Genomic DNA, 13,079 nt, shown 5'->3' with positions numbered 1-13,079 from the left:
CGGCGCAGGGCCTTATCGCTGGGTTTCCTGGAACCAGTACTTGCGTTTGCGCGGCACGTCAACCGTGGGCCGCAGCCGCGAGCCCTCGATGGCCGAGTGGCGCGCATTGGGCGCTCCGATCACGAAGGGCACGTAGACCAGCTTGCCGCTGAGGTTGGTGACGCCGACGATGCCGGCCACCGGGCTGGGCGGCATGCCTCCGCCCTCGACCACCTGGCCGGCCGCGGCCACGCAGAACAGCGGCATCGCGTAGGTCTTGGCCACGCCCAGGTTGGCGGCGCAGACATTGCCGGCCGTCGCACCGGCAGGCCGGTTGGTGCCGAAATAGCTGGAGCCGCCGATGGAGGCCGCGGCGTTGACGACCTTCTCGCCCTGGTCGAGCGCCAGGTAGCAGCCGTTGCCGTCGACGCGACCGTCTCCGCTGCCCATGGCGTAGAGCGTGCTCCAGGCGATGGGCGTGGTGGCGCTGGGCACGCCCTTGGCGATGCGGCGGTCGAAGATCTCGAAGAAGTGGTCCTGGGTGGCGCTGAGCAGGGGCTTTTCGCGGTCGCCCGAACCCAGCATCAGTGCCGTGAACGAACGCGTGGCAACCACGTCGGGGGCGAAGAAGAACTTGCGCCCGGTGGCCGTGCCCTCGGAAAGATCGGCCACCTTGTAGATGGTCCAGTTGGCGGCGGCCAGGGTGGCGCCGGCCTCGGATTCGAAGTCGATGCGGTAGACCTGGCCGCCGAGGTCGACGGCGTAGGCGCGGTCTATCTTGCCGTCGGCGTCGCTGTCCATCAGGGTCACGTCGGCAGCCACGCTGCGACCTATGCTGCCGGGGGTGACGGCATGGAGCGTGGTGAAGGCGCGCAGCAGGGCGCCGGTGCGCGCGTTCAGCACGTAGACGGCATGACCCATGGTGGTGGTGGCGCTGCCGTCCTCGGCAGCGGCGTCGTAGCCACCGCCCATGATGAGCACCGGATCGTCGATGCCCTTGACGCGCGCCGCCTTGGCCTCGGACCAGGTCTGGCCCAGCAGCGACATGCCTGTGCTCGAGGGCGTGAGCTTCCACATGAAGCGCGGCCGCAGCGGGTCGCTCACGTCGAAGGCATAGAGGTAGCGCCCGCCGCGCCGCATGCCGACGAAGATCCAGGCGTCGTCGATCACGCCGCTGGCTTCGAACTTGGCATAGACGCCGATGGGGCCGTCGACAAAGTAGTCGCGCGCACTGGCCGTGGCCGTGGCCGGCGTCGTCGACAGCCTCACCTCGGGCGTGTTGCTGCGCAGCCGGGAGAGGGCGGCAAAGTGCTCCTGCGGCACGAAGCTCCACAGCTCGGCGCCGGCACCGCTGCCACTCTGGTTGCCGTTGACGGCGCGCAGCTGCCCGTCGTTGGCGCCGTAGAACACCACCACGCCGGTAGACCCGCCGTAGTTCAGCACCGCCGGCCGCGAGTGCAGCACATCGCCGTGGATGGAAGGCCGCACGGTGGTAGGCGTGGTCGTCGTCGGGCCGGCCTCGTCACCGGCATTGGAAGTGCCGCGCACCCAGTTGATGAGGGCGGCGCGCTCCGTGCTGCTGGCCGCGCCCAGCATGACCGCGGTGATGGCCGAGTTGTCGGCCTCGAACTCGGTCGCGTCGCTGCCCAGCGACACCGCCGTGGTGGTGCAGCCTATGCAGGTGTAGACATGGCGCTCTTCCTGCGAGGTGGCGTACCTGCTGCGCAGGCCCTGGGCCACCGAACCCTTCTCGACCACCTCGCCGTCGGGCGCATCGCTGCTGGTGGGCGGCGTGCCCATGAGCTGGTTGGCCCAGAAGGTGCTGGAGCGCGTCCAGAACGACACCGCCGAGGGGCTCAGGAAGCCGGTGGACGAACTGATCGCGGCGCGGCCGTAGGCGTCGACCAGGTACAGGCTGTCGGTGGCGTCGAGCCCGAAGCGGTACTGCTTGAGGTTGCCGCGCCAGCGCGGCTTGCCGTCGGCGTCGGGCCTGAACATGCCCATGTAGACCTGGTTCATGTAGGTGCCGCGTGCATTCACCGACACCGGCAGGCTGGCCGAGGCGAAGACGCTGTTGACGGCCTGGATCTGGTTGAAGATGTCCAGCAGCGAGCGCACCAGCACATCGGTTTCGCTGGCCTCGTAGTAGTTGCCGCCGCCGTAGTTGGCGATGCTGCGCGTGAAGTTGCGGTACTCGATCTCGGACTTGATGTTCGACTTGGCGGGATCGATCACTGCCACGCCGTGGGTGATGATGCCCTGCACGTCGACCTTGTTGCTCACGTCGGCAGCGCGCATGAAGCGGGCGTATTCGTCGGCCCAGTTGGCGTCGTTGTTGCCGAGGTTGGGGTCGGCTATCTTCGTCGCTGCCGCCGTCCCGCCCAGGCCGCGCAGCAGGGCCTCGGCATCGCCGTTCTCGCCATTCGTGGGCCCGCCATTGGCGATCAGGATGACGTAGTTGCGGCCGCAGGAATTGGCCGACGGGCTGGCATAGACGCCGCCCGAGACGGAAGTCGAATCCCAGGGGGTGTTGAGGTTGCCCACGCGCGGCGCCAGGCCCTTGAAGTAGAGGTAGGCCTCGTGCAGCATCAGCGAGAGCTGCGCCAGGTTGGCCTTGTCGTCGGAGCCGTAGCCGATGCCGCGGATGGCGGCCTTGAGCGCCGCCTTGCCGGTGGCGTCCAGCGGCGTGAAGGCCTGGCGTGGGTAGCCGCCCTTGTGGTTGTCGGGCTTGGCATTCGTCAGCATGATGCCGACGTTGAAGAGCGCGCTGCCGTTGCTGGCCAGCGGCAATGCGTCGATGAGGTTGTAGAGCGCGCAGATCTCGACGGCGTATTTCGAGCCCTGATTGGAGGGCTGGCCGTTGTTGACGTTGCCATCCTTGAAATAGCAGGTTCCGCCCACCGAGGGGTTCCAGTTGGCGGAAGCATCGAGCACCAGCAGCACGTTGGGGCGGTCGCTGCTCGGGTTGGCGGTGCCGTAGACGTCGATGTCCGAGGTCTGGGCGCGGGCCGGTCCGCAGGCCGCGGCGCACAGCAGCACGGCACTCAGGCGGTGGGTCAGGGAAAGGCGCATGGCAGGCTCCGGTCTGGGCTCGGGCATCACTCGCAGCTGTTGACGACGTCGGTGACGAGGCCGCGTATGGCCACGCCCTGGTTGACGCGCACGCTGGCGCGTGTGGCCTCGTCGGAGACCACGGCGCGGACATTCCACTCGCTGTCGGCGCACAGCGAGGCACCGCCGATGGCGCCGCCGGTCGCCGCCGATTCGAGCCCGGCATTGCCGGCCGCACCCGAGCCCATGCAGGCGCGGTCGGCCGCCACCGCCGGGTCGAGTTCGCTCGGCGGCACGGCCCGCCAGCGGTAGCAGGCCGGCACCGGCGTCAGCGTGGCCGTCATGTCGGCGCGACCGTCGCCGTCGACGTCGATGGGCAGGGGGTTGGCCGCCACCGCTGCCGGCTGCTGCGAGAACATCGGCGTGCTGATGGTTGTCTCTATCGCGGCCTGCGCAGCGGCAAAGGCCTCCTGGCGCGCCTGCGTGTTGCCGACAATGCGCAGGTTGCCGATGCCGCTGCGCACCGACCAGCCCGCCAGCATGGCCATCGCCACCAGCATGATGAGCGTCACGCCCCGCTGGGAGGCGCGCGGGCCGGGCTTCATTGCTGCTCCCGGGTGGCGCTGGGGTTGACCAGCCTCACCGTCGACGAATAGGCCTTGCGCAGAAGGCCGTCGGCCGCGGTGGTGACGCTGCCGGCACCGCCGAGATCGAAGTTCTGGGCGTGCGACAGCGTCGAGCCGCCCACCGATTCGACCGAGCGCACGATGAGATGGACCTTGAGCGCCATCACGTTCTCCCACAGCGATTCAGGGCCCGTGGCCGCGGCCGCCGTGCGGTAGGTGTCGACGCTGCCGTTGCCGTCGGTGTCGAAGCCGTATTCGAGGCGCAACGACTCCACGCCCTCGACCAGGGCGGTCTCGACCAGGGTCTCGCCGACGAGATCCAGCCGTTTGAGCGTGGGCACGCTGTCGCCGCCGCTGCCGCAGTGGTTGCATGCGGCCACGTAGTAGAGCCGCGCCTGGAAGGGGCGCACCGTGTTGCGCGCCGTGCAGGCCAGATTGCCGAGCGTGAAGTTGACGGCGGCGCGCGAATACACCAGTGGCGTGGCCACCGGATCGGCCGCGCACTAGGAATGCTGCAGGTAGTACTGGCGGTTGTTGGCCACCAGGCCACCCGGGGCGATGGCGGCAGGGTCGAGCCGGCGCACGGCCAGCGCGTCGGTGCCGGCGCGGCGGCTGCGGGCCTGCAGGCAGTCCAGCGCCTCGGCCGCGCCATAGCCGCGCACCGGCGCTGGCACGGCCAACGGCGCGGCGGCAAAGGCGTCCGAGGGGTCGGTGGCGCAGGGATCGGGCAGGGTGTAGGCCGCGGGCGCGGGCATCTCGCCGTAGTAGCCGGCCATCTGCAGGTCTTCGGTCAGCAGCTCGGTGGCGTAGCGGCCGTTCTCGATCTGGGTGCTGGCGCGCTGCAGGTTCTGGCCCGCGTTCGAGGCATTGGCATACAGCGTCAGCAAGGCGGCGGCGACGAAGAGCCCCAGGCCCAGGCCGATCATCATCTCGACCAGCGTGAGGCCGCGCTGGCGGGGCCGGGACAGGTGGAGGAGCTTCATGCTGCGGGCCCGTGGCTCAGCAGCGCGTGGCCGGCGCCGACGCCGCCACGTCGCGCAGCCGCGCCACGCAGACGGTGGTGGAGACGGCACGCCGTAGGCTGTCGTCGGGAAAGGCCTCGTCGCCGCGCCCGCACGGGGCCGCCGGCGCCCCGGTGGCCGTGATGCCCAGCCAGGCCACGGTGATGACGTAGCGGTCGGTGCTGCCGGCCGCGCGCCGTATGCAGCCGCGTCCGGCCAGCATGGAGCCCACAGTGGCTGTGCCCGACTGCTCGGTGCTGCCGCGGATGAGGTTGCCCCACTGGCAGAGATCGAGCGCGGCGCCGGCCAGGCCGGCGCAGTCCTCGACCGGCCCGCTGCCGATGAGGGCTTCGCGCGGATAGTTGGCGGCCTGGGCGCGGTTCAAGGCCATGCGCTGTGCCATGTCCTCGGCCAGCACCAGGGCCTGGCTGCGCTGCAGCGCCTCGAAGGCGGCGCCGGTGGCGCGTGCCTGCATGGCGGCAAAGCCGAGCAGGCCGAACACGCACAGCAACACCGCAATCAGCACCTCGAGCAGCACGGTGCCGCGCGCCGCGCGGCGCCTGGCGGGCGCTGCGGGCAAGCGCTTCATGTGCAGGCCCCGGTCTTGGCGCGGGCACGCCCGGAGAGGTCGAGCTCGATGCAGCGCCGCTGCGAGTCGTCGCCATCGGCGCCGGCCACGGTGATGCGAACATCGGCGCCGGGTGACGCGACACGCCCATTGACATTGAAGACGATGCTGGAAGGCGCGCCGTCGAAGCTCACGGCCTCGGTCGCGGCTTCGCGCGTGAGGATCTCGTCGGCACCGGCGCTCACCGTCCAGCCGTTGCGCCACTGCCCGGCGCGCGGCGCAATCGTCACGCTGGCATTGCGCGTCAGCGCCTCGCTGCGCGCCCGCAGCAGGTCGGAGGTGAGGTCGAAGACCATGGCCTTGACGCGCTGGCCGGTGACGAAGGCGCGCAGGCCCGGCGCCGCCAGCGCCAGCACCACGGCCAGCAGGACGAGCACCACCATCAGCTCGACCAGGGTAAGGCCGCGGCGCCGGCTTGCCGCCGAGGATGGGCGCCCTGCAGCCTTCACCAGCAGCCCCCGCCGGCGGCGGTCTTGGTGCCGGCCGAGTTGATGCTCAGCGTGCCGCAGGATTCGCCGGCCTGCTCGCCCTGCGGCGTGGCCGTGAGGATGAAGCTCGGCGGCAGCGTGTCCGGCACGCTGAGGTTGAGGGTGTAGGCGCTGGCAATGCCGGCGGGCGGGCTGACCCCCACCGCCGCCAGCGTGGCGGCATAGCCACGCGTGTCGACCAGAAATTGCTGCTGGCGCGTGGCAACGGCCTGCATGTAGGCCTGGGCCTGGGCGCGGTTGGACTTGAGGATCTGGGCCCGGTAGGACGGCAGCGCCACCGCCATCAGCACGGTGATGACTGCCACCACGATCATCAGCTCGATCAGGGTGAATCCGGCCCGGCGGGCAGGGCGGCAGACGGCAAGGCCGGCGCTGCCCCGGGGGCAGGATGCCGAAAAGAACATGTTCAGTCGACCTGGAAAGGACTGCCGGTTGAGACGCGACGCGCGGCGACCGTCCATGCCCGGAAATGGCGGCAGAAACGGCCCCTGCTCTCTTATCGACCGCGGCCCCAAAGACTTAAGGTCGGCATCAGCCGGCGGGGCCACGGCCGCGCCATGAGGTCACGCCAGACAAGGGTGACGTTTGCTGGCCCCGATTTACGAATGCATTCAATCGCCGACTCAAGCCGCCTGAAGCCCGCGCCGATATTCGTTTCAGGGCGGGCTCGAAGGCTCGCTCATCGCGGAGGGCACAGGCGTCCTCGAGGCTTCCAGGTGCATGGCATGCAGAACAAGCTCGGCAAGGGGTTCACGCTCATCGAGGTGATGGTGACGGTCGCCATCGTGGCCATCATCGCCGCCGTCGCCCTGCCCTCCTACTCGTCCTATGTGCAGCGCAGCCGCATCCCGGTGGCGCTGGACGGACTGTCGTCCTACTACACGCGCATGGAGCAGCGTTACCAGGACGTGGGCAACTACGGAACGGCCACCGCCTGCGCCATCGCGGCCCCTGTGGTTGCCAATTTCACGGTCAGTTGCAGCACCAGCAACACGGCCCAGGGCTACACCGCCACCGCCACCGGCAGCGGCAATATGGCCGGCTACGGCTACACCATCAACCACCAGGGCACGCGCAGCACCACGGCCCACCCCAAGGGCGCGGTGGCCGGCTGCTGGAGCATGAAGGGCGCGACATGCGACACCTGAAAGCCCCCCAGCGCGGCTTCACGCTGGTCGAACTGATGGTGGCCTTTGCCATCGCCGCCCTGCTGATGGTGGCGGCAGCGCCGTATTTCGCCGACTACGGCAGCAACGCCCGCCTGCGCGAGGGCGGCAACACCGTCTACACCGAGGCGCTGATGGCGCAGAGCGAGGCCATCAAGCGCAACCGAGCGGTGCGCCTGTCCACTGCGGCCAGCACGGTGCAGGTCCACGACGTCTCCGACGACACCAACCCGGTGCTGCTGCGCGAACGCGCGCTGCCGGCCGGCGTCACGGTGGCCACCGGCAGCGTCAGTTTCGGCAGCCAGGGCCTGCCCGCCGACCTCACCGCGGTGGCCATCGATCTTTCGTCTCCCCTCGTCGCCTGCTCCGCCGACAACCGCTGCCCCGGGCTGCGCGTGGACGGCGGCGGCGCCATCCGGCTATGCGGCAACCATCTCGACTGTCCCTGAGCCGCGGCTCCGGCCTCTTCGACGCGCTCATAGGCCTGGCCATCCTGGCCTTCGGCCTGCTCGCCATCACGCGCTTCCAAGGCCGTCTGGTGGCGCAGACGACCGAGGTGCAGTCGCGCCAGGCGGCGTCGCAGCTTGCCGGCGAGTTGCTCAGCACCGTGCTCGTGGATGTGAGCAATGCCGCCTGCTACACCCTGCCCCAGGCCGGCGCCTGCGCCAATGCCAGCGCCATCACGCGCACCAGTGACTGGGCCGACCGCGTGGCCGCGGCCTTGCCGGGCACCGTCACCACCGAGGCCACGCTGACCGCGGCCAGCGGCCGCTTCCAGGTGCTCGTCACCTGGACCGGCAAGGGCAGCGGCGACACCCACACCCTGGACCTGACCACCGATGTGCGCCCCTGAACACAGCCACCGCCGGCCGGCCCAGCGCGGCATGTCCCTGGTCGAGGTCATGGTCGGCATGGTCGTGGCCATGATGGTCGGCCTGGCCGCCACCGGCGGCGCCGCGATGTTCTCCGCCTCGCAGCGCCAGGGCATAGGCACGGGCGGCGCGCTGCTCAATGCCGGCACGGCGCTGGCGGCGCTGCGCGACGATGCCGCCGCGGCCGGGCTCGGCTTCTTCGGCGACAACCAGTACCTGTGCCACCGCCTCAACCTGAGCGTGGCCGCCGTCAAGATCTCCGACGGTGCCGCCTTCACGCCCCTGAATGTCACCGCCGAGACCGACGGCGACCGCCTGGACGTCGTCTACGCCACCCAGGTGGCCAGCAGCGCCAACGTGCTGCTGAATGCCGCCACCACCGGCGCATCCGCCGACCTGCGCTCGCTGCTGCCGGTGGCGGTGCCGCCGGCGCCGGCGCTCAAGCCCACCGTGCTGCTGGCGCCCGATACCCCGGGCGTGCCCTGCCTGGTGCGCAGCGTCACCGCGGTAACGGCGTCCACCGACACCACGCCGCAGCAGCTGGCTTTCGCCAACACCGGCAGCCACAACCAGGCCGCCTTCACGACCAACCCGAGTTTTCCGGACAAGGGCCGCGTGATGTTGCTGGGCGCGCTGCGCTGGTCGCGCTACCGCCTCGAGGGCACGGACCTGCGGCTGGAACGCCCGCTGGGCGGCGACCCGGTGGTGCTGGCGCGCAACGTGATCGGCTTTCGCGTCCAGTACGGCATCGCCGACACCGGCACCACCGCGCTGGCATCCTGGCAGAACGCCAGCAGCGCCTGGGCCAGCCTGACACCGGCGCTGCTGCCGCGCGTGCGCGCATTGCGCATAGGCCTGGTCACGCGCAGCCCGCAGGCCGAGAAGGTCAACGCCGCCGGAACCTGCGAGGCCACCGCCGACACGCCGCAGCTCTTCGGCGCCGACCTCACGCCCGACGTGAGCAACTGGCGCTGCTACCGCTACCGTACTGCCATTGTGGTCGTTCCGCTGCGCAACCTGGTGATGGGAATGGCGCCATGAACAGACTGTCAACCACCCTGCGAGCCGAAGGCCAGCGCGGCGTCACCATCGTCGTCGTGCTGCTGCTGATGGTGGTGATGATCCTGGGCGGCCTGGCGCTGGCCCGCATGACCGAGATCGGCACCCTGGCCAGCGGCAACAGCACCTACCGCGAGGCCTCGCTGCAGGCCTCGGAGGTGGGCGTCAACACCGCCTATGCGGCCGTGCGCGCCCTGGCCAGCGAAGAAGCCAACACCGGCAACTGGTACTGGGCCACCATGCAGGCCGCCGACGGCGCCGGCATACCCAATGTCGACTTTGCCGCCGCACCCGAGGTGGTGGTGGGCAACTACAGCGTGCGCTACGTCGTCGAGCGCATGTGTACCGTGGCCCTGGTGACCAATACCCTGCGCGAGTGCCTGGTCAAGCAGGTGCCGCAAACGGCCAGCGCGCGTGTCGGCAACGAACCGCTGGACCCGCCCAACTCGCGCCAGTTCCGCATCACCGTGCGCGTGACCGGCCCCAAGGACACCGAGACCTGGGTGCAGTCGCTCGTCACCAAAGGCTGACAAGGCGTGAAGGAACCGCCTGCGCGACGGTTCCTTCACACCCTGTGAAGCCCCCTCTGTCCTGTTCGCCAGCTCTATCTCCCTCACCGGGGCCCGCCATGAAGACCGCCATCCACGCCGCAGCCACCGCCGTCGCCCTCACCGGGCTGATGTTCGGCCTCGCCGCGCAGGCCACCAACCTGGCCGAACTGCCGCTCAAGGCCTCGGTGCTGGCCAAGCCCAACGTCATCATCGGCATGGACGACTCGGGCTCGATGGGCTCCGAGATCATGATCTACACCAACGACGGCGCCTTCTGGTGGGACTACAACCGCTCCAGCCCCGCGCTCAGTGGCGGCTGGGGCACCGACTCCAACCACCCCAACACCGCGCTGCGAAGCCTCACCGCGCCCTGGTTCAACGCCACCGGCGGCGTCGGCACCCAGGGCTCGGCGTCGTGGCGCAAGTTCGTCTTCCTGTTCCCGAACGGCTATTCGTCGACAGCCGGCTCCGGCACCCGCACCTACGCCGACGTGAGCTATGACCACTTCGCGGTGATGCCCACGCGCGAGTTCGCCTTCCTGCGCTGGGCCGGTGTCTACAAGAACGCCAACGGTGCCTACCAGCAGCCTCCTGCGGACCCGGCGCAGTCGACGATGCACAACCCGCTGTACTACAACACCCTCGTCACCTACCAGCCCTGGGCCCCGGCCCAGCTCGCCAGCGGCGCCGTCGCGCCGGCCGCGGCGGCTTCCACGGCGGCGAAGTCGCACCCGGTGCTCGGCACATCGACGATGAACCTGACGACCGACGTCGTCACGCCGCTGAACTCCTCATCGAACCCCCTCGCCAACTGGGTGTTCATGGCCTTCCCCGGCATGAAGCTCCCGGCCGGCGCCAAGTACCGCGAGTGCGACGCCTCGAACGCGACCACCGGCTGCGGCAGCTGGACCAATGTCGGCACCAGCGACATCGCCGCCGATTCGGGCCACACCACCCAGGTCGCGGTCACCTACTTCCCCGCCACCTTCTGGATCAAGGAGACCTGCACGCCCGAAAGCAGCAGCGTGCTCAATGACACCTGCGTCGACCTGCCCGGCGGTGGCACGCTCAAGCGCTACCAGATCAAGTCCGGCAATACCTTCCCCTCGGGCCGCAGCTACAGCGCCGAGATGCAGAACTTCGCCAACTGGTGGCAGTACTACCGCAAGCGCCGCCTGATGCTGGCCGGCGCCATGGGCGACACCATGGAAGGCCTGACCGGCATGCGCCTGGGCGTGGTGCCGTTCAGCTCGCTCACCGGCAATGTGACGATGTACGACGCCGACGCCACGCTGGCCTCGGGCGCCCTCGGCCGCGCCCGCGTGGCCGGCATCTTCTACGAGGTCGACACCAGCGGCGGCACGCCCACGCGCGAGACCCTCAAGTACATCGGCGAACAGTTCAAGCGCACCGACAAGACCGGCACCGCGTACAACATGATCCAGTACGCCTGCCAGCGCAACAACGCCTTCCTCGTGACCGATGGCTTCGCCAACAACTCGAGCGTCACGCCGCCCGCCTACGACACCGGCAAGAGCGCCAGCAACTGGGGCAGCGACGCGCCCTATGCCTGGAGCTTCAGCCACAACGGCGTGCTGGCCGACCTGGCGCTGCGCTACTACACCAACAACCCGCGCCCGGCCACCGACACCACCAACGGCATGGTCACCGGCGCCCTGCCGGCAACGCCCACCGACACCAACACCAACCTGCACATCAACACCTACGGGCTGACGCTGGGCGCACGCGGCACGATGTTCCTGAGCGAAAGCTCGACGCCGCCCACCACCGCCGCGGCCTGGCCCGACCCGAACGCAGACCGCAGTCCGCTGTCGGTGGACGACCTCTGGCATGCCACCCTCAACGGCCGCGGCAAGATGTACCTGGCCAACACGCCGGAGGAGACGGCGCTGCGCGTGCGCGCCGGCCTGGACGAGATCCTCAACCAGGTCGCCGCCCAGGGCGCCATCGCGGTGAGCGCGGTCAACCTCGACCGCAGCGACCGCCAGGCCTACATGGGCATGTACAACCCGCGCGGCTGGGCCGGCGACCTGACGGCCAACGCCATCAACACCGCCACCGCGGCCGTCTCGTCCACCGCCAACTGGCGCGCGTCCACGCTGTTGGCGGCGCGCGACTGGACCACGCGCGTGATCTTCAGCTCCGACGCCAGCGCTGGCGTCGACTTCAGCGACGCCAATGTCGGTGCCCTCGTCAACCCCGATACCGCCGCCTTCCCCAGCAATGCCGCCGTGGTGGACTACCTGCGCGGCAGCCGCACCGGCGAGGGCAGCACCTTCCGCACCCGCAGCAGCCTGATCGGCGCCGTCGTCAATGCCGAGCCTGTGCTGGCGCGCGAGGAGACCACGGTCTACCTGGCCTCGGGCGACGGCATGCTGCACGCCTTCGACACCGTCACCGGGGCCGAGCAATGGGCCTACGCACCGCCCGACACGCTGGCCAAGCTGGGCGCCTCGGTGCAGCGCGGCTGGATCTACCAGACCGTGCTCGACGCCGCGCCCACCTATGCCAAGCTCTCGACCAACGCCAAGCTGCTGGTGGGCGGCCTGGGCGCGGCCGGCACCAGCTATTACGCGCTGGACGTGAGCTCGCCCAAGAACCTGGACGCCACCACCGCGGCGGCGCAGTACCGCTGGATCTTCCCCACCGCCGCCGACACCACCACGCGGGCCAAGGTCGGCTACACCGTGGGCCAGCCGGTGATCACCCGCACCAGCGCCGACGGCGACGTGGTGCTGGTCACCTCGGGCTACGACAACGGCCGGGTGCGCGGCGACGGCAAGGGCCGGCTGTGGGTGCTGAATGCCGCCACCGGCGCCGTCATCAAGACCTTCCGCACCACCGCGGGCGATGTCTATCCGGGCCAGGAGGCCGGGCTCACCCATGTCTCGGCCTTCAAGGAATCCGATGGCACGGCGCGCTACGCCTACGGCGGCGACCTGCTGGGCAATCTGTGGAAGTTCGACCTTGCCCGCACCGGCAGCGGCGAACTCGACGCCGAACTGCTGGCCACGTTGAAGGACACCAGCGACAACCTGCAGCCGGTGACGGCGCCGCCCGAACTGGCCCTGGTGGGCAGCCAGCGCGTGGTGCTGGTGGGCACCGGGCGGCTGCTGGACATCACCGATTTCGGCAGCAGCCGCGTGCAGACCTTCTACGCCATCGCCGACGGCAGCACGCTCACCAATGCGCGCACCAGCCTGTCGCGCCAGGTCTACAACGGCCGCGTTGCCGACACCATGACCAACACCACCTTCGACTGGTCCTCGGGCCGCGGCTGGTACATGGATCTGGCCGCCGGCGAACAGGCCAACACCGCCCCCTCGGTGGTCTACGGCTCGGTCGCCTTCGTCACCAACGTCAATGGCGGCGCCGACTGCTCCCAGGGCTCCTACCTCTACCTGCTGGACATCGGCACGGGCGCCAAGGTCTCGACCTCGAGCTTCATCTCGCAGACCATCGCCACCGACGCCACCTCGTCGCGCGTGCTCGCGCTGCGCGTGGTCAGCGGCCGCGTCATCGGCACCACCCACCGATCCGACAACACGGTCTACCAGCGCGAACTGCCGGTGGGCCAGGTCATCACCCCGGCCAAGAACGCCTGGAAGGAGATCCGCCGCTAGAACCGCCGCCGGCA

General features: G+C 69.8%; 13 protein-coding genes. 6 read left to right on the top strand and 7 right to left on the bottom strand.

Going from position 1 to position 13,079, the window contains the following annotated elements; translation table 11 throughout:
• Positions 1-12 precede the first annotated feature (12 nt).
• From JMV16_RS07780 to JMV16_RS24175, 7 genes are read right to left on the bottom strand one after another with little or no spacing between them, the layout of a single operon-like run.
• A complete protein-coding gene (locus JMV16_RS07780) occupies positions 13-3,051 on the bottom strand; it encodes a pilus assembly protein (protein ID WP_201493681.1) in 3,039 nt (1,012 codons plus the stop codon).
• Between the two features lie 26 nt (positions 3,052-3,077).
• Positions 3,078-3,635, bottom strand: coding sequence for a hypothetical protein (locus JMV16_RS07775; protein ID WP_201493680.1), 558 nt, complete (start codon positions 3,633-3,635; stop codon positions 3,078-3,080).
• The gene (locus JMV16_RS07770; RefSeq protein ID WP_201493679.1) at positions 3,632-4,144 is read right to left on the bottom strand and encodes a PilW family protein; all 513 of its coding nucleotides are present in this window, start codon (positions 4,142-4,144) and stop codon (positions 3,632-3,634) included. Before JMV16_RS07770 ends, JMV16_RS07775 begins: the two co-directional genes overlap by 4 nt.
• 15 nt (positions 4,145-4,159) lie before the next feature.
• Complete coding sequence (locus JMV16_RS07765; protein ID WP_201493678.1) at positions 4,160-4,639, bottom strand: PilW family protein; 480 nt, start codon at positions 4,637-4,639, stop codon at positions 4,160-4,162.
• Between the two features lie 16 nt (positions 4,640-4,655).
• A complete protein-coding gene (locus JMV16_RS07760) occupies positions 4,656-5,246 on the bottom strand; it encodes a type IV pilus modification protein PilV (RefSeq protein WP_201493677.1) in 591 nt (196 codons plus the stop codon).
• The gene (locus JMV16_RS07755) at positions 5,243-5,734 is read right to left on the bottom strand and encodes a GspH/FimT family protein (RefSeq protein ID WP_255511415.1); all 492 of its coding nucleotides are present in this window, start codon (positions 5,732-5,734) and stop codon (positions 5,243-5,245) included. Before JMV16_RS07755 ends, JMV16_RS07760 begins: the two co-directional genes overlap by 4 nt.
• The gene (locus JMV16_RS24175; RefSeq protein ID WP_201493676.1) at positions 5,731-6,177 is read right to left on the bottom strand and encodes a type IV pilin protein; all 447 of its coding nucleotides are present in this window, start codon (positions 6,175-6,177) and stop codon (positions 5,731-5,733) included. Before JMV16_RS24175 ends, JMV16_RS07755 begins: the two co-directional genes overlap by 4 nt.
• Positions 6,178-6,498: 321 nt before the next feature.
• Here JMV16_RS24175 and JMV16_RS07745 point away from each other — a divergent pair, with 321 nt between their 5' ends.
• The 6 genes from JMV16_RS07745 to JMV16_RS07720 all read left to right on the top strand — a co-directional run bounded on the left by JMV16_RS07745 (position 6,499) and on the right by JMV16_RS07720 (position 13,065).
• Entirely contained in the window at positions 6,499-6,921 is a 423-nt protein-coding gene (locus JMV16_RS07745; protein WP_201493675.1) for a type IV pilin protein, read from the top strand.
• The gene (locus JMV16_RS07740) at positions 6,909-7,388 is read left to right on the top strand and encodes a GspH/FimT family pseudopilin (RefSeq protein WP_201493674.1); all 480 of its coding nucleotides are present in this window, start codon (positions 6,909-6,911) and stop codon (positions 7,386-7,388) included. The genes JMV16_RS07745 and JMV16_RS07740 overlap by 13 nt, the downstream gene beginning before the upstream one ends.
• A complete protein-coding gene (locus JMV16_RS07735) occupies positions 7,361-7,792 on the top strand; it encodes a pilus assembly protein PilV (RefSeq protein WP_201493673.1) in 432 nt (143 codons plus the stop codon). The genes JMV16_RS07740 and JMV16_RS07735 overlap by 28 nt, the downstream gene beginning before the upstream one ends.
• Positions 7,779-8,852, top strand: a complete 1,074-nt coding sequence (locus JMV16_RS07730; protein ID WP_201493672.1) for a PilW family protein — start codon at positions 7,779-7,781, stop codon at positions 8,850-8,852. The genes JMV16_RS07735 and JMV16_RS07730 overlap by 14 nt, the downstream gene beginning before the upstream one ends.
• Positions 8,849-9,400 carry a hypothetical protein gene (locus JMV16_RS07725; protein ID WP_201493671.1) on the top strand — a complete coding sequence of 184 codons (552 nt, stop codon included), beginning with the start codon at positions 8,849-8,851 and terminating at the stop codon, positions 9,398-9,400. The genes JMV16_RS07730 and JMV16_RS07725 overlap by 4 nt, the downstream gene beginning before the upstream one ends.
• A gap of 98 nt (positions 9,401-9,498) precedes the next feature.
• A complete protein-coding gene (locus JMV16_RS07720; protein ID WP_201493670.1) occupies positions 9,499-13,065 on the top strand; it encodes a pilus assembly protein in 3,567 nt (1,188 codons plus the stop codon).
• Positions 13,066-13,079 lie beyond the last annotated feature (14 nt).

It is taken from the genome of Rubrivivax sp. A210 (genome assembly GCF_904426505.1).
In the GTDB taxonomy this organism is placed as follows: domain Bacteria; phylum Pseudomonadota; class Gammaproteobacteria; order Burkholderiales; family Burkholderiaceae_C; genus Rubrivivax.
This window is presented reverse-complemented; position numbering and strand designations above follow the sequence as displayed.

What these genes read in the sequence shown, in the direction of transcription:
- JMV16_RS07725 (WP_201493671.1), top strand. Translation starts at nt 8,849, where the DNA reads ATGAACAGACTGTCAACCACCCTGCGAGCCGAAGGCCAGCGCGGCGTC.
- JMV16_RS07740 (WP_201493674.1), top strand. Translation starts at nt 6,909, where the DNA reads ATGCGACACCTGAAAGCCCCCCAGCGCGGCTTCACGCTGGTCGAACTG.
- JMV16_RS07760 (WP_201493677.1), bottom strand. Translation starts at nt 5,246, where the DNA reads ATGAAGCGCTTGCCCGCAGCGCCCGCCAGGCGCCGCGCGGCGCGCGGC.
- JMV16_RS07720 (WP_201493670.1), top strand. Translation starts at nt 9,499, where the DNA reads ATGAAGACCGCCATCCACGCCGCAGCCACCGCCGTCGCCCTCACCGGG.
- JMV16_RS07735 (WP_201493673.1), top strand. Translation starts at nt 7,361, where the DNA reads ATGCGGCAACCATCTCGACTGTCCCTGAGCCGCGGCTCCGGCCTCTTC.
- JMV16_RS24175 (WP_201493676.1), bottom strand. Translation starts at nt 6,177, where the DNA reads ATGTTCTTTTCGGCATCCTGCCCCCGGGGCAGCGCCGGCCTTGCCGTC.
- JMV16_RS07775 (WP_201493680.1), bottom strand. Translation starts at nt 3,635, where the DNA reads ATGAAGCCCGGCCCGCGCGCCTCCCAGCGGGGCGTGACGCTCATCATG.
- JMV16_RS07745 (WP_201493675.1), top strand. Translation starts at nt 6,499, where the DNA reads ATGCAGAACAAGCTCGGCAAGGGGTTCACGCTCATCGAGGTGATGGTG.
- JMV16_RS07730 (WP_201493672.1), top strand. Translation starts at nt 7,779, where the DNA reads ATGTGCGCCCCTGAACACAGCCACCGCCGGCCGGCCCAGCGCGGCATG.
- JMV16_RS07780 (WP_201493681.1), bottom strand. Translation starts at nt 3,051, where the DNA reads ATGCGCCTTTCCCTGACCCACCGCCTGAGTGCCGTGCTGCTGTGCGCC.
- JMV16_RS07765 (WP_201493678.1), bottom strand. Translation starts at nt 4,639, where the DNA reads ATGAAGCTCCTCCACCTGTCCCGGCCCCGCCAGCGCGGCCTCACGCTG.